At 61.9% G+C, this 15,458-nt stretch carries 13 protein-coding genes; 2 read left to right on the top strand and 11 right to left on the bottom strand.

Annotation, left to right across the window (positions count from 1 at the left end; translation table 11 throughout):
- Window positions 1-8 precede the first annotated feature (8 nt).
- The 3 genes from ACOVRJ_RS10890 to ACOVRJ_RS10880 form a co-directional block, all read right to left on the bottom strand.
- The gene (locus ACOVRJ_RS10890) at window positions 9-704 is read right to left on the bottom strand and encodes an FFLEELY motif protein (RefSeq protein WP_422043873.1); all 696 of its coding nucleotides are present in this window, start codon (window positions 702-704) and stop codon (window positions 9-11) included.
- A 96-nt stretch (window positions 705-800) separates the two neighbouring features.
- Window positions 801-2,132, bottom strand: a complete 1,332-nt coding sequence (locus ACOVRJ_RS10885) for an ABC transporter substrate-binding protein (protein WP_422043872.1) — start codon at window positions 2,130-2,132, stop codon at window positions 801-803.
- A 5-nt stretch (window positions 2,133-2,137) separates the two neighbouring features.
- Window positions 2,138-4,222, bottom strand: a complete 2,085-nt coding sequence (locus ACOVRJ_RS10880; RefSeq protein WP_422043871.1) for a TonB-dependent receptor plug domain-containing protein — start codon at window positions 4,220-4,222, stop codon at window positions 2,138-2,140.
- Between the two features lie 215 nt (window positions 4,223-4,437).
- Between ACOVRJ_RS10880 and ACOVRJ_RS10875 the strand changes: the two genes are divergently transcribed.
- Complete coding sequence (locus tag ACOVRJ_RS10875) at window positions 4,438-6,690, top strand: putative bifunctional diguanylate cyclase/phosphodiesterase (RefSeq protein ID WP_422043870.1); 2,253 nt, start codon at window positions 4,438-4,440, stop codon at window positions 6,688-6,690.
- A 51-nt stretch (window positions 6,691-6,741) separates the two neighbouring features.
- On the opposite strand, the gene ACOVRJ_RS10870 is transcribed toward ACOVRJ_RS10875, so the two are convergent.
- The 3 genes from ACOVRJ_RS10870 to ACOVRJ_RS10860 form a co-directional block, all read right to left on the bottom strand.
- Entirely contained in the window at window positions 6,742-8,319 is a 1,578-nt protein-coding gene (locus tag ACOVRJ_RS10870; protein ID WP_422043869.1) for an ATP-binding protein, read from the bottom strand.
- A complete protein-coding gene (locus tag ACOVRJ_RS10865) occupies window positions 8,319-8,840 on the bottom strand; it encodes a YfiR family protein (RefSeq protein ID WP_422043868.1) in 522 nt (173 codons plus the stop codon). Before ACOVRJ_RS10865 ends, ACOVRJ_RS10870 begins: the two co-directional genes overlap by 1 nt.
- Window positions 8,841-8,974: 134 nt before the next feature.
- A complete protein-coding gene (locus ACOVRJ_RS10860) occupies window positions 8,975-9,412 on the bottom strand; it encodes a MerR family transcriptional regulator (RefSeq protein WP_422043867.1) in 438 nt (145 codons plus the stop codon).
- Window positions 9,413-9,507: 95 nt separating this feature from the next.
- Between ACOVRJ_RS10860 and ACOVRJ_RS10855 the strand changes: the two genes are divergently transcribed.
- Window positions 9,508-10,566, top strand: a complete 1,059-nt coding sequence (locus ACOVRJ_RS10855) for an MBL fold metallo-hydrolase (RefSeq protein ID WP_422043866.1) — start codon at window positions 9,508-9,510, stop codon at window positions 10,564-10,566.
- A gap of 263 nt (window positions 10,567-10,829) precedes the next feature.
- Here the strand turns inward: ACOVRJ_RS10855 and ACOVRJ_RS10850 are convergent, their stop codons facing one another.
- The 5 genes from ACOVRJ_RS10850 to ACOVRJ_RS10830 all read right to left on the bottom strand — a co-directional run.
- Complete coding sequence (locus ACOVRJ_RS10850; RefSeq protein ID WP_422043865.1) at window positions 10,830-11,666, bottom strand: M48 family metallopeptidase; 837 nt, start codon at window positions 11,664-11,666, stop codon at window positions 10,830-10,832.
- A 26-nt stretch (window positions 11,667-11,692) separates the two neighbouring features.
- A complete protein-coding gene (locus ACOVRJ_RS10845; protein ID WP_422043864.1) occupies window positions 11,693-12,478 on the bottom strand; it encodes a lysophospholipid acyltransferase family protein in 786 nt (261 codons plus the stop codon).
- Window positions 12,478-13,122, bottom strand: coding sequence for a D-glycero-beta-D-manno-heptose 1,7-bisphosphate 7-phosphatase (gmhB, locus tag ACOVRJ_RS10840; protein ID WP_422043863.1), 645 nt, complete (start codon window positions 13,120-13,122; stop codon window positions 12,478-12,480). Before gmhB ends, ACOVRJ_RS10845 begins: the two co-directional genes overlap by 1 nt.
- A gap of 24 nt (window positions 13,123-13,146) precedes the next feature.
- On the bottom strand, window positions 13,147-15,252 hold the full coding sequence (gene glyS, locus ACOVRJ_RS10835; RefSeq protein ID WP_422043862.1) for a glycine--tRNA ligase subunit beta: 2,106 nt from the start codon (window positions 15,250-15,252) through the stop codon (window positions 13,147-13,149).
- Window positions 15,253-15,255: 3 nt separating this feature from the next.
- The coding region (locus tag ACOVRJ_RS10830) for a glycine--tRNA ligase subunit alpha (RefSeq protein WP_422043861.1) at window positions 15,256-15,458 on the bottom strand (203 nt) is incomplete at its 5' end.

The raw sequence follows: 15,458 nt of genomic DNA, 5'->3' as shown, positions 1-15,458 counted from the left end.
CGCCGTCGTCAGGGCAGCTGATTCAAGCCGCCGCCCGCGAACAAGGCCGCCGCCAAAGCCTCTTCCCGCGAGCGCACCGTGTCCAAAAACTCATCGGCGCCGCGCATGGCTTTGAAGGTGTCAAAGCCTCGCTCCAAAAAGCTCTGCAGCTCGCTCAGGCCTGCTGCTGTAGCCGGGCCCCGCATCATGCGCAGCGCCTGACGCAGCAGCGGCTTGCGGGTCAGCTTGTCCAGCGAGACACCCACCGCCAGCGTCAGGTCGATTTGCTGCTGACGCAAGCCGGGCTCACCGCAAGCGCACCAAGCTGCTTGATAACTTTTGGCCTGCACGGGCTCTTGACCCAGGGCCTGAGCCATGCGGGTGTCCAAATCTTCGGAGATCGCGTGCAGAGCCGCTAGCTGGGCCACGGTCGCCACCACTTCAGACGGGAAGATGCGCACCAGCGCCGGCACCACACGGGCAAACTGCGCATCACGCCGCGAGAAGTCACCGGGGCCGTAAAGCTCCCGCAAAAAGAAGGTGGTGGCCGCCTCGTAGCGCGGCGACAGCAGCAAGTCGGCATAGGTCAGCGAAAAACGGCGCTGCTGGTAGAGCTTGAGGGCTTGCACCCGCGCCTCCAGCCCCGCTTCGTCGATGCGCAACTGCCTCTGCGCATCCACCTCAGTCAGGTGATGGAGAATTTCGTCTTCAATCGGGCGCGTCATGGAAAGAGGAAACAGCAGCGAAGGAGTCCCTATTGTGGACTGGCTGCTCGGCCCTTTAGTAACTCACCGAATGCGATGCGCCCCCGCGCAAAAACCTCAGTCCGGCACCACTTGATCCACCTGCACCAGCGCAAGTTGCCCGGCACTGTTGCGCCTGACGCTGTAGACAATGAAGGAGCCGGTGCTCAAGTCGCCACGAGCATCCCAGTTGACTGCGGTCTTGGCGCCTTCATAGTCCCAGTCCATGCCTGGATTCTTCAGGGCCAAGCCAAACTGCCCTGGGATGATCTTCAAGGGCGTGGCCGTGTCGGGCCGCGAGACAGGTCGCAACCACTTGGCCACAGACGCTTTGTCGGTGCTGCCGCCGGCCTGCGCCGCCAGCGCGAACAGATAAACCGCGTCATAACCGGAGGGGCTGATGCCCACATCCGGCGGCGCGCCATAGGCTTGGGCAAACAAGTCTGCAAAGGCGAGGTATTCGGGTCGCTTGGGGTTGTTATCCGCGCCCATGATGGTCATGCCCTCAACCACCGACGCGTCCGCCGTGGTGACAAACTGCGAGGTGCTGAGCGAACTGGCCGCGTACATAGCCGGGCGCGGTCTCGCCACACCTACGGCCAGGTCTTTGCTCAGCCCAACCGCCTCAGCGGACTGCGCGGCGATGTAAATCGCGTCCGGCCGCCCTCCGCTCATGGCCTGGCTGACCACGGCCGCAAAGTCCGAGGTCTTGCCCGCCTTGAACGAGGCGCTTGCCAACACCACGCCGCCCCGGGCAACAAAGGACTTGCTGAAATTGTCGCGCGCCGACACGCCAAAACTATCGTCGGAGTGAATGATGGCCACCGTTGCCTTGCCATCGCGTCGAGCAATCTGAGCGGCCACACCGCCGGAGAACGAGTTGGAAACGATCAGTCGATAAAAGACGCTAGGCGTTCCCCGATCCATGGTGTCGAGATCGGTGGTGCTGGGCCCCGTGGCGACCACAGGCCCCCCCGTCTTGATGATGGTGGGCGCCAGCAGCAGCGCCTCGGCGCTGGTCAAAGGGCCGATGATGCCGAAGCAACCGGCACTCACCAAGTCCAGATACTCGCCGATTTGCGCGGCGCTACCCTCGGCGGTACCCGCCTTGGTGTCGCGGACCATATAGCCCAAAGTTTTGCCGTTCACGCCCCCGGCGGCATTGATCTCTGCGACCGCTTGCCGAATGTAGCGTTCGCGAGAGTCGGCGTTGGCCGATGAGGTGCCGGTGAAGGGGAACAAAACGCCAAGCATCAACTCGCCTTGAATGCCCGGACGCATGCTGCCCACCGGCCCTTCGGCCTGCGCGCTGCTGCCTTCAACTCCGCCTCCGCCGCAGGCGCTCAACAAGGCCGCACCGAGCAAACCGAGGCCAGCGATGCTGCGCACAGAAAACATGGATGTACTCATGATGCTCAGTTCCAACGATAGCGATAGCTCAGCAAGGCACTGCGGCCATTGCCCGGGAAGTCGACACTGCCATAGCCCACCTCGGAATACTTGGCATTGAGCAGATTGTCCAGGCGCAACTGCACCTCATGGGCATCCATCGTCTTCGTCCAGACCAAGTTCATCCGGGTGCTCGGCGCCAAGGAGTAGGGCGTCAAGAAATTCGCGAACGCATTGCTGAAGCTGGCGTGTCGCCGCGAGGCATACAAAACTTCGGTCGCCCACTGCCCCAATTGCGCCGAATGCCAGCGCCACTCCGCTCGCACCGAGTGCTCGGGGAAGCGTTCCGGTGGCCGGACCAAGTCACCCACCAAAGGAACCGGGTCGCGCTCGGTCAAGTTCAGGCCGGTCCAGGCCAAGCCGAAACGATGCGCCCCGGCTTCATAACGCATATCCAACTCAGCCCCCTGACCCGAGAATCGCCCGCGATTGACGGGCTGGTAGTTCAGTCCGGTTTGCTGCAATTCAATCTTGTCCCTGACTTCCAATTGATACACATTGGCACTGAGATGCACTTTGGGGCTGGGGCGCCAGTTGATCTGGAGTTCGGTGTTGCGCGCCGTCTCTGCGCGCAATGACTGATTGCCGACCACATCACCGCTGTACAGGGGTTGTGCCATCAAATCAAACACGCTGGGCGCCTTGTATGAGGTGCTCCAGATCAGTTTGGCATTGAGCTCCCGGCTTTGCTCAAACACAGCCGCAGCCCGCCAGTTCTGATTGGCTCCGAAACGATTGTGTTCATCTTGTCGCCAGTTGCCGCTCAGCCCCAGGCGCTCGGTAAGCTGCCACAGGTACTGAGCAAAAACGCCGGTGTTGGACAAACGCAATGCAGTGCTGGGTTGGCCCTGCAAGCTGGTACTCCCATTCGCGGACACCCGGGTCACTTGCATGCTTTGTTGCCGATCAACGGTGCGATCCAGGCCCACATTGAAGCTGTGGTCGGGATTAGGCGCCCAATTGATGTTCAAGCCCAAGTCATTGGCCACCGAGGAAAATTCCCTCTGCGGGTAGTTGGTGCTGGAGTTAACAGAGAGACGCTCATCGGGGCCGGGCGCCGACTTGCTGGCATTCCAACGAAACTTGGCCTGCCACTGCGGGCTGATGTCCCAAAACGACTGCCAGCCCACCTGCGCACGATATTGTGAATAGCGATTGCTCGGGCTGAGCGTGCCGAAATCCAAGAACTGAGCCACGCTGTCGATGCGCGAGTAATTGATCTCCAACTGATTTTGCAAAACGCCTGTATCCAAGCTGGCGCGCGCCATCAAGGACAGCGGGCGCTGCCAGGCATCGCGGGACTTCTGATCACGCAAGCTGGGCTGCGCGCCCAGGATGGGTGAACTCTTGGGGACGCGCAGGTCATTGAGCTGATAGCGTTCCGCTTGCACCGCCAGCAACAAGCCCAGGCTGCCATTGCCTCCGGCCACGCTGAAGTCCAGCCCGTTCGCGCGGCCGCCGTAGGCGCGGGCCCGCAAGCTTGCGTCGTTAGCACCAACGTAATGCTTGCGCGTCACCACATTCACCGTGGCAAGAAAGGCGTCGGCGCCGTACAGGGCCGAGGTCGGGCCTCGCACGACTTCAATGCGGTCGATGCTGCTCATGGGCATCAAAGCCGCACTGAGAAAATTGACCGCATCGGGCCGAAAGGCTTGTGGCTGGCCGTCGATCATCAGCTTGATCTGACGATTCCAGGCGCGCTGGCCGCCGAACAAGCCTCGCACGCCAACATCCTGAAACCCTTGGGCATCGACCCGGTACAAGCCCGGCACGCGGGCCAAGGCGTCGGCCACCGAGCGATCACCCCAGGCCTCGATCTCCTCGCGGCCAATCACCGAAACAATCGCAGGCGCTCGGGACTGCGCCACCGCCACAAAGCTGGCCGCCGCCACCTTGACCTCGGCCAATTGCTCCAAGGACAAGCCGAAAAAGGCGGTCTCCTTCTCATCGCTGGCTTGTGCAAAAGCCGCTGCGACGCAGCAATTCAGGGCAGCAAGCGCCAGCCATGGGGCGGCGCCGACGGCCCGTCGATCAGAAGCGCTTCTCTTCATCTTGACCCATCCTTGCTCATCATGAAGAAAGCGGCAAAGCCGCTGCGGCCATCCAGCCCGCTGCGCAGTATTCATAACAACCCGTGTGTGCGCAAGCTTGATCTGCCCAAGAAAGTGGCTGTAGTTCAAGGCCTTGACTCTTTGGTAAAGAGATGCTGTGCATGGACTAATATGCCCCGTCATGAACGTGCCTCCTCACTGAGGATTTGCACACAATGCCGGCCTCGCAAGCCCAGGAGCGATTGATGCCCGATGACGACCTGATCATGCTCATTGACGCAGAGACCCCGGACGCAAGTCCAGGGCAGAAGCCTTGGCGGGTCTTGGTCATTGACGATGACGACGAGGTACATCGGGCCACCCAGTTCGCTTTTCGCAATGCTCACATCCTGGGCCGGCCCATGGTCTTGATGCATTGCTATTCCGCCACAGAGAGTCGCGCCCTGTTGGCGCAAGACAAGGACTATGCCTTGGTGCTCTTGGATGTGGTGATGGAGGATCCTCAGGCCGGCTTGTCACTGGTCGAGTACATCCGCACGTACTGCCAGATGCATGAGACTCGCATCATCTTGCGCACAGGCCAGCCCGGGTCGGCCCCTGAGTTGCCCATCATCGAAGCCTATGACATCAACGACTACCGCACCAAAAGCGAGCTGACCCAAACCCGGCTGATCACCGCGGTGACCGCCGCCTTGCGCTCCTACGAACAGATCCGCACGATTGCAGAAAGCCGGCGCGGTCTTGAGTTGATTGTTCGCTCCTCCGCCGACCTGATGGAGCGCCATGCCATGCTCAGTTTTGCGGAGGGCGTGTTGACTCAGTTGGCGGCCCTCTTGGGTCTGCCCAAGAACGGCATTGTTTGTGTGCACCGGGGCCAAGAAAAACGCGGCGAGCGGGCAGACGCGTTTTATGTCATCACCGCCGGCGGCCAGTTTTCTGACTATTTGAGTTGCACCCTGGACACCCTCAGCAATAGCTTGGTTCGCACAGCAGTGCTGAAAGCCTTGGAACAGCGTGAGCATCACTTCGCCAACGATCACACCGTGCTGTTTCTAGAAGCAGAAGGACATGAAGCCGCCGTCTACATTCAATCGCCCTTGCCTCTGGCGCCCATAGACCGGCAGTTGGTGGAAGTTTTTGCGACCAATATTTCAGCCTATTTCGGCAATGTGCATCTGATTGGTGAGCTCAACCGTCTGGCCTTTTGGGACACCTTGACCGGGCTTGCCAATCGAGCGCAGTTTGTCAAAGACATTGAAGCCGCGCTGCAGGCCGGCTCCGGCCATCATGCCCTGTTGCTGCTGGACATCCGGCGCTTTGCCGAGCTCAACAATGGCTTGGGCCACGATGTCGGCAACGCCCTTTTGACAGCGATTGCTCAGCGCCTGCGCGCCGGCTTCTCCAGCCGCACCCAAGTGGCGCGGCTGACAGGTGATGTGTTTGGCCTGATCGGCCCGGAAGAGGAAGTGTCAGCGGCCCAGGTGGGGGCCTTGTTTGATGAGGCACTGCAAGTCGGCGAACACCACTTGAGCGTGGCCTTTTCTTCCGGTTGCTACCTGCTGAAGCAACATCAGGATTCAGCCGCGGCCGCGCTGCGGCGCGCCAGCATCGCGCTCACCGGCGCAAAGTCCAGCCCCCAGGTGATGGCGCTGCAATTCGAAGCCAGCATGGAGGCTCACACCCACAAGAGGCTGGCGCTGCTGCGTCGACTGCGCAGCGACATCGAAGCCGGGCGCCTGCAACTCTGGTATCAACCCCAGCTCAGCATGCAAGGCAATCAACTCAGCGGCATTGAAGCCTTGATGCGTTGGCCAGAGAACGAATCGGTATCGATGGTGGAGTCACCCGCCGTGTTTGTGCCGCTGGCCGAGCAGTCTGGCTTGATCCATGTGCTGGGTCGCTGGGCACTGGAGCAAGCGGCCGAGGACTGGTGTGCCTTGCAATCAGTGGCCGGAGCGCCACCCCGGGTCAGCGTCAACATCAGCATGCCGCAGTTCCGCAGCGGCGAGCTGCAAGCCCAAGTGGACCAGGCCCTGGCAAAGCATGGCATGCCTGCCAGCGCCCTAGAGCTTGAGATCACCGAGAGCATGGCGATGGATGAGCCCGACTTGGTGATTGCCGCCTTGCAAGCGCTGCGGCAGCGTGGCGTGCGTGTGGCCCTGGACGATTTCGGCACCGGCTACTCGTCGCTGGCGCATTTGCGAGCCTTGCCCATCGATGTGCTGAAGATCGACCGGTCCTTTGTCCAGCAAATTGGCGAACCTCAAGGCCAGGTTTTTGTCGAAACGATGTTGTCGCTGGGCAAGCGACTCGGTACCGAAATCATCGCCGAAGGCGTGGAGACCGAAGGGCAAGCCGACTTCTTGCGCCAGCAAGGCTGCCATACCGCGCAAGGCTGGCTCTACGCCAAAGCCATGCCCTTGGCGGAGTTGAAGGCCTGGATGGCGGCGCGCAGCGCCAAGGTTTGAGGCAATGCTTGAAGTAAGACTTAAAGCGACACCCTGAGGTGCCCCCTTTGCCTAGAGCTGGTTCATGGGCGCGCGGCTCGGGAAGCGCAGCTCAAAGCAAGTGCCAACGCCTTTTTCGCTACGCACCTCAATGCCGCCGCCCAGCGGGCTCTTCGCCAAACTGTGCACCACATGCAGCCCCAATCCCGAGCCGCCCTGCCCCAGGCGCGTGGTGAAAAAGGGCTCAAAAACACGCCGCAAATGCTCGGGCGAGATGCCAGCGCCCTGATCCGTGACGGTGAGCAGCAAGTCACTGCCGCCTGATGGATCCAAGGGGCCAGTACGTCGAACCTGAACGTCCACCACACCCCCGCCGATCGGCTCCAAACCGTGGCGAGCCGCGTTCTCTACCAGATTGCTGACGATTTGAGTCAAGGCGCCGGGGTAGCTGTTGCACGGGATGCCTGCCGCGCAGTCGAGCCGAATCTCAATCGGGCGATGCTTCATCCCGGGGCCCAACAAGGCGATGCAATCGTCCAAGACCTGGCGCAGATCAAAGTCCATCCGAGCTTCGCTGGTCTCATTGACGGCCACCGATTTGAAGCTGCGCACCAAGGCGGCCGCTCGTTCCAAGGAGCGCGTGACGATGCCCGAGCCTTCTTCGACCGAAGAGACGAAGTCGTCCAAGCCCTTGCGGCTGAGCGAGTTGCCGGTCATCTGATCGCGCATCTGGTGGGTGTTCTTGCTCAAGCTGGTCGCTGCCAGCAAGGCATTGCCAATCGGCGTGTTCAGCTCATGAGCCACACCGGCCACCACATTCCCCAGCGCAGCCAGCTTCTCGCTCTGCATCAGCAATTCCATCGCCTGCTCCAACTCCTGGCTTCGCTCCTGGACGCGCTGCTCCAACAAATCATGCGCCTGCTGCAAGGCGGCATCGCGATCACCCACCACGCCCAGCATGCGGTTGAACTCGACCGTGAGCTGCCCAATCTCGTCATCGCTGCTCTTGAGCACCCGCAGCGAGAAGTCCCCCGTTCGCCCCACCTCCACTGCCGTCTTGCTGAGCCGCTCTAAAGGCTCGCTGATCAGCCATTGCGTGGCCCGTTGCAACACCAAGCCCAGCACAAGAATCGCCATCGCCAAGGCGCCAAACATGATGGCGTATTGAGGCATACGCTGGACCAAGGGCGGCAACTGCACCCGCACCCAGATACGGCCCAGCTCATGGCCCTCACGCGCGACAGGCAGGGTGAGGCTGGCATGAGACAACTGCTGCACCACCCCATCTTTGGGTGGCGCCGATGGGTGCGGGGGCTGCGCCCCAGTAAGCTTGAGATCGGCTTTAGTCCAAGTCGCAAACACACTGCCGTCCACACGGTACAGCGCCCCGGCATCCACGCCCTCATACAAACGCAAGAAGGCCAGGTTTTCTGTGGCTTGATCTTTGTCATCAAACTCCAGGGCCGCCTGATTGACGTCCGCCATCACCTTGCCGACGGCTTCTAACTGCGCCGCCATGCGGGGGCGGAAGCTGGTGGTTTCATAGGCCAAGACCGCCAGGGCGGCCACCAAAACAGCCAGCAAAGTGCCAAACACCATCGCCAGCAGGATCTTGCGCTGCAGCCGCATGGATGAAAGTCGCTGCATCATCAGCGCAGTTCCTCATAGGTGTTGAGTGCCAACTGCTGCAGCTTGGCCGAAACCTTCAAGCCCGAACGCTCGGCCGCCTTGGCATTGAACTCAAAGCGGAGGCGATCTTTGTGCATCAACAGTCCGATCACTCCGCCTCGGTCCAGAAACGCGGTGCCGGCTCCCACCGTCAACACCGACAAGCCATTCAAGGGCCGGAGCGATGCGGTGTTGCCCTCGGGCACATAAAGCATATGAATGCGGGTGGCCTGAAGAATGCTATCGATGCGACGCACCTGCACCTGTCGGCCTTGCAACTTGCGGGATTTGAAGCCCGCCTCCAAGAGGCGCAGCATCGGCTCGTCATCCATAACCCCAATGACAAACGGCGCCTCCGCATCTGCAAACGCGGCCGCCGGCCATTCGATATAACTGCCAAACCCCGCCACATAGCTGGCCCGGAGTTGATCCTCATTCGGCGCGGCCAGCGCCACTTGCGCATGGCTACTCGTGCCGAGCAAGAGCATGCTCAACAGAGTCATCACAAGGAAGGAAGCGAAACGGGCCATAACTCTGGGAGTTTCACCTCATTATGAATGGGTCAATCGCAATATATGGCCCCCAAACACCGCCAAGCCGGCGGCTCAACAGCGCACGCCCAATTTCGGCTAACGCATCAAAGGCCCGGCTTCCCTTCAGCCAAAAGACTGAGGCAGCGCTCCTCATGCTGGCTGATTTCGGCAAGCGTCACTTCGATGTCGTCGAGTTGCTGTTCCAACTGACTGCGATGCTGCTGCAAAACCGCCAAAAACGCGCGCAGCTGCGATTCAGCGCCGCTGGACGCGTCGTACATGTCCACCAACTGCTTGATCTCTTGCAGCGTCAAGCCGAGTCGCTTGCCACGCAGGGTCAGCTTCAAGCGGGTGCGGTCGCGGTGGGTGTAGACGCGGTTGCGGCCGGCGCGGGCGGGCTCCAGCAAGCCCATATCTTCATAAAAACGAATCGCGCGCGGCGTGATGTCGAACTCGGCAGCCAACTCGGTGATGGTGAACAAGCGCCCGTTGCCCTCGGGGGCGGCTGCAGCCGGGACTGCGGGGCGGGAATCGTTGCTCATGGCTAAACTGGGGCCTTAGTGACGTTAACGTAAACGGCAATTCTATTCATTGCCCGCCGCTTCAAACCGCGGGGCGGCAGCACAAGGCAGTCTTCATGGCCAATCTCAGAGAATCCGAACTCCACTATCCCTTGGGTGACGCGCTGCCTGCGCCGGGCGGTGTGCTGGAGTTGGCGCCGGGCGTGCGCTGGTTGCGCATGGGCCTGCCGTTTGCGCTGGACCACATCAATCTGTGGCTGCTGCGCGATGAAATTGACGGCCAAGCCGGTTGGACCGTGGTCGACTGCGGCGTTGCGAATGACGCCACCCGCGCGCTGTGGGAGCAGGTGTTTGCCGAGCATTTGGAAGGTTTGCCCGTTCTGCGTGTGGTCGTCACCCACTTCCACCCCGACCACATCGGCCTGGCCGCATGGCTGACCGAGCGCTGGCAATGCCGCGCCTGGGTTAGCGCCACCGACTTCAATCTGGCCCGACTGGCCAGCGGCTCCACCGTGGGCATGGGTGGCAACACGGCCGCAGCCTTCTTCGCCAGCCACGGCCTCAGCGACGAGGATTCGCTCGCCAAGATCCGTGCCCGCAGCAGCTACTACCCGAGCATGGTGCCGGCCGTGCCGAGCAGCTTCCGCCGCTTGATGGACGGACTGCAGCTGAACATCGGCGGCCACGCCTGGCACTGCATCACCGGCTACGGCCACGCGCCCGAGCACATCAGCCTGCACTGCCCCAGCTTGGGGTTGTTGATCTCCGGCGATATGGTGCTGCCGCGCATTTCCACCAATGTCTCGGTGGTCGATGTGGAACCCGAGGCCGACCCGCTGAGCCTTTACTTGAGCTCCATCCAGCGCATGCTCAGCTTGCCCGCCGACACCCTGGTGTTGCCCTCCCACGGCAAGCCCTTCACCGGCCTGCACGCCCGCGTCGATCAGCTGCAAGAACACCACGATGAACGCCTGGCCGATGTTCTGCAGGCCTGCAGCACCAAGCCCTGCCATGCCGCCGAACTGCTAGACCTGCTGTTCAAGCGCAAACTGGACCTGCATCAAACCACCTTCGCCATGGGCGAATCGGTCGCCCACTTGAACGCCCTGTGGTTGTCCGGCCGCTTGCAACGGCGTTTGGATGCGGACGGGGTGTACCGCTTCAGCGCCCGCTGAACCGGGCGGAAGACAAGGCAAAAAAAACCGCCGACACTCAGCAAGAAACTTGCAAGGTGGCGGCGGAATTTCAGCCTTTTGTTTTGACAAACAGGGAAGAGCGAACTTGCTTGCCCCTCGAATCGACCTGTTCACACAGATCCTGTTTGCTGGCGATGACAGCTTGTGAACAAAGTTTGCGGGAAGCCCCCCGCACCAACAAGCCCCCCTTAAGTGGGATGGACGCGACCGGGCTTTAGAAGCGACTGGTATTTCTCTGGTATCTACTCCGCAATGATGGACTCATCGCGCAGCTGGCTTCGTGCTTGCTCAAACTCGGGAAGCACCGATCGCACCACCGCCCAGAAACGGGCACTGTGGTTCATTTCCCGCAAATGCGCCAACTCATGCGCCACCACATAGTCAATGATGGCCGGCGAAAAATGAATCAAACGCCAGTTCAAACGGATCGAGCCGTCCACGCTGGCACTGCCCCAACGGGTTTGCGCCGAGCTCAGGCGAAGATGCGTCATCTGCACCCCCAATGCCTGGGAGAAATGCAGACAGCGCGGTTCAAACACAGCCCGCGCACGACGTTTCAGCCAAGCCTGAACCATATCGCGCACCTGCTCTTCACTGGCCTGCAACGGCAGTCCGATGATCAGCAATGCGCCGGACTCATCGAGCTTCACCCCGGTGGCGCGGGGATCCAGCCGCAGCCAAAGTGGCTGGCCGAGGAACTTCAGGCTGCCACCATCGCGCCATTCGATTCGCGAGGCCTCGACACGGCGCGCACGCTCGCCTTGCTCCACCAGCTTGCGCAAAATCCAGTCTGACTTTTGCAGCAGAGCGCGTTCGATATCGGCCTGCGGCAACCAGCGCGGCGCGCTGACGCGCAAGCCCTCCGTACTGACCACAAAACCGATGCTGCGCCGACGCGCACGGCGCAACTCATAAGCCACGCGATGCTCACCCAGACTTAACTCGCGCTGCGCACGCGCCCCCGGTGTGGCGTCCGCAGTTGGGGGCTTGGCAACAAGGGGCGGCACCGCATCCACGGCATCTGCGTTAAACAAGGACAGCTGTGCGTCTTGCAAGAGCTGAGCCATTCGTTTGAGCATGAGGCCGGGCCTTCTTTCTTAAACCATCAGGCTTGCGCGGCCGCCACATGGGTCGAGGAACTGCGGTAGGCCGAGGGATCGAGCCGGTGCATTTCGGACTCGATCCAGGTTTCAACCTCGCGCATCAACTCGCCAGCCTCGCGGCCCACGGAAGGAATCGGCTTGCCAATCGAGATATCCACCACACCGGGCCGCAGCAAAAAGCTCTTGCGAGGCCAGCATACCGCCGAGGTCGCCGCAATCGGCACCACCGGCACACCGGTCTCGATCGCCAAGCGGCTGCCGCCGGTTTTGTACTCACCTTTTTTGCCGCGCGCAATACGCGTGCCTTCCGGGAACATGATGACCCAGTGGCCCAAGGCGGCCAGGCGCTTGCCTTGCTCGGCCACCTTGGTCCAGGCCTGGGCCCGCTTGCTGCGGTCGATGTGAATCATGTCCATGCGCGCCATCGCCCAACCGAAGAAGGGCACATAAAGCAACTCACGCTTGAACACATAGGCCAGGGGGTGCGACATCAGCGCCGGGTAAGCAAAAGTCTCCCAGGTACTTTGATGCTTGGACAGCAGGATCACCGCCGAGCGACGGTCGGCCTCGGTGGGCAGGTTTTCCATGCCCTGAATGCGCCACTGCACGCCGCAGATATAGCGCGCGCCGTAAATCGCCAGCCGCAGCCAGCCCGCGCAGGACCAGTAGACCTTGTCGCCCTTAGCGAATACAGAAATCAACAAGACGGCCAGGGCCCAGGGAATCACCGTGACAGTCAGAAACAAGACAAACAAGAAAGACCGCACAGCGGCGAGCAAAAAAGACATCAGTTCAATTCTCCAGGGCCGGTATCCGGTGGCAAGCCTTCGCCGCGCGCATCGGCTTTGCTGCGGCGTTCTTCATGAATCAGGGTTTCGGCAAAGGCGCTGAGGTGGGCATGAACCCGGGTGCCTGGCACCAAGGCCACCATATCGGCCAATTGTTCCTCATCCAACATACCGAGGCGATCGCTGCGAACCAGATGCGGAATGCAGCCCGCCGCCTTGGCGGTTTGCAGATCACGCAAGGACGCGCCCACCATATGCACCTGCGCCAGTCCGACACCAAAACGCTCACCAATCTGCAGCAGCAAGCCAGGCAAGGGCTTGCGGCAATCGCAGCCCTCTTCCGGCGTGTGTGGGCAGAAGAAGGCGGCGTCCAGACGACCGCCTTTCTCAGCCAGCAATTGATTCAGTCGCAAGTGAATGGCATTCAACGAAGCCATGTCCAAAAGCCCACGGCCAATACCGGGCTGGTTGGTCGCCATCACCGTGTGCCAGCCCGCGTGGTTCAAACGCGCCACGGCCTCCAACGCGCCAGGCAGAGGCTGCAACTCCTCGACCGACTTCACATGGTCATCGCGGTAATGGTTGAGCGTCCCATCACGCCCCAGGATGACCAATTTCATGGGGTGACCGTGATCGGAACGCATGGGCAGGTCCTCGTGAGTAAAGCGTTAGCTGGCCAGGCGCGACAGATCGGCCACGCGGTTCATGGCCTCGTGCAGCGTCTTCAACAGGCCCAGTCGATTGGCGCGCAGGGCTGGGTCTTCGGCATTCACCATCACGCCGTCAAAGAAGGCGTCCACCGTTGTGCGCAAGGTCGCCAGCTCACGCAGCGAAGACTCGTACTGACCGGCATGGAAGAGGCTGTCCGCAATCGGCTGCACATTCTTCAAGGCCGTCGCCAAATGCTGCTCCGCCGCTTCTTGCAGCAGGGCCTCATCGATACGCGCCTCGACCGCCTGCTCGCTCTTCTTCAGAATATTGCCGATGCGCTTATTGGCTGCGGCCAAAGATGCGGCTTCGGGCAACGCTGCAAAAGCGCGCACCGCTTGCAAGCGCGCAGCCACATCGGCCAGGCGCTGCGGGCGCAGGGCCAGCACGGCGTCAACCTCTTGCGCGCTATAGCCCTGCTCGCGCAGCGAACCAGACAAGCGGTCAAAGACAAACTCGCCCAAGGCCACGCTCGGGTCTTGAATCAAAGCGCCAAAAGCTGGCACCGCCGCCTGAATCAAAGCATCCAGACTCAAGCCAGAGGCTCGCTCGCTGAGCATGCGCACCAGACCCAAGGCATGGCGACGCAGCGCAAACGGGTCCTTGTCGCCGGTAGGCAGTTGGCCAATGCCGAACATCCCAACCAGGGTCTCCAGCTTGTCGGCCAGGGCCACGACCAAACCGACCTCGTTGCGCGGCAATTCATCACCGGCAAAGCGCGGCTTGTAATGGTCTTCAATGGCAAAGGCCACCGCTTCGCTGAGGCCGTCATGGCGAGCGTAATAGCCGCCCATGATGCCTTGCAATTCGGGGAATTCGCCGACCATATCGGTCAGCAAGTCGGCCTTGGCCAGATGTGCGGCTTGGTCAACCTGCTCGGTCAGCGCGCCGCCGCCCAGCAGGCCGGCAATGGCGCGAGCGATGGCTCGCACGCGCTCGACGCGCTCACCCTGCGTGCCCAGCTTGCCGTGATACACCACCTTGGCAAGACCTGGCACCCGATCGGCCAAGGTCTTCTTGCGGTCTTGATCGAAGAAGAACTTCGCGTCGGCCAGGCGCGGGCGCACCACGCGCTCATTGCCTTGAATCACGGCACTGGCGTCGGCCGGGCTGATGGCGCTGACGACGAGGAAGTGGTTCGTTAGCTTGCCGGCGGCGTCGAGCAGCGGGAAGTACTTCTGATTGGCCTTCATGGTCAGAATCAGGCACTCCTGCGGCACGGCCAGGAACTCGGCTTCGAACTGGCAGCTCAGCACATTCGGGCGCTCGACCAGGGCCGTCACCTCGTCCAACAAGGCTTCGTCCTCGATGGGCTTGAGGCCTTGCTTGGCAGCAGCGGCCTGCAACTGGCGAGCGATCTCGGCGCGGCGCTCGGCAAAGCCGGCGATCACGGCACCCTGCTCGCGCAGCTGCGCGGCGTAGCTGTCGGCGCTCTCAATCGTCAGCTCGGGCGTGCTGGCTTCGAAGCGGTGGCCGCGCGTGGTGCGGCCCGATTGCAGGCCCAAGGCCGAGACGGCCACCAACTCGGCGCCGTGCAGGGCGACGATGCCGTGCGCCGGGCGCACGAACTTCACATCGGTCCAGCCGTCTTTCAGCTGGTAGGTCATGACCTTGGGAATGGGCAGCTTGGCCAGGCTTTCGTCCAGGGCTTTTTGCAGGCCTTCGGCCAGGGTGGCGCCGGGCACCAACTGGTCCAGGAACAGCGCTTCGGCCTTGCCGTCGGGCAGGCGCTTGAGCTGGGGCAGCACCGAGGCATCGGCGCCGACGCTGGCCAGCTTCTTCAGCAGGGCCGGCGTGGCCTGGCCATCGGCGGTCAATGCCACCGCCACCGGCATCAGCTTTTGCTGCACGGCGCGGTCGACGGCCTTGGGGGCGACGTTCGTCAAATGCAGGCCGAGGCGGCGCGGCGTGGCGATGGCGGTCGCTTGCGCGCCCTCGCCCACCAGGCCCTGGGCCTTGAGGCTGTCCACCAGCACGGCGGAGAAAGCCTCGCCCAGCTTCTTGAGCGCCTTGGGCGGCAGCTCTTCAACAAACAATTCAATCAGCAGATTCTTGTGCGCGCTCATGACTCAGGCCGCCTTTGCTTTCTTTTCAATCTGGGCGATGACTTGATCGGCCCATTCCTTGGGCGCCATGGGGAAGCCCAGGCGTGCGCGGCTTTCCAGATAGCTCTGCGCCACAGCGCGCGCCAGATTGCGGATGCGGCCGATGTAGGCCGCGCGCTCGGTCACGCTGATGGCGCCGCGGGCGTCCAGCAGGTTGAAGCTGTGGC

Origin of the sequence: Roseateles sp., assembly GCF_049240545.1 — a bacterium.
GTDB lineage: Bacteria > Pseudomonadota > Gammaproteobacteria > Burkholderiales > Burkholderiaceae_C > Paucibacter_A.
Note: the sequence above shows the minus strand (reverse complement) of the source record. Positions and strands in the feature narration are given on the sequence as shown.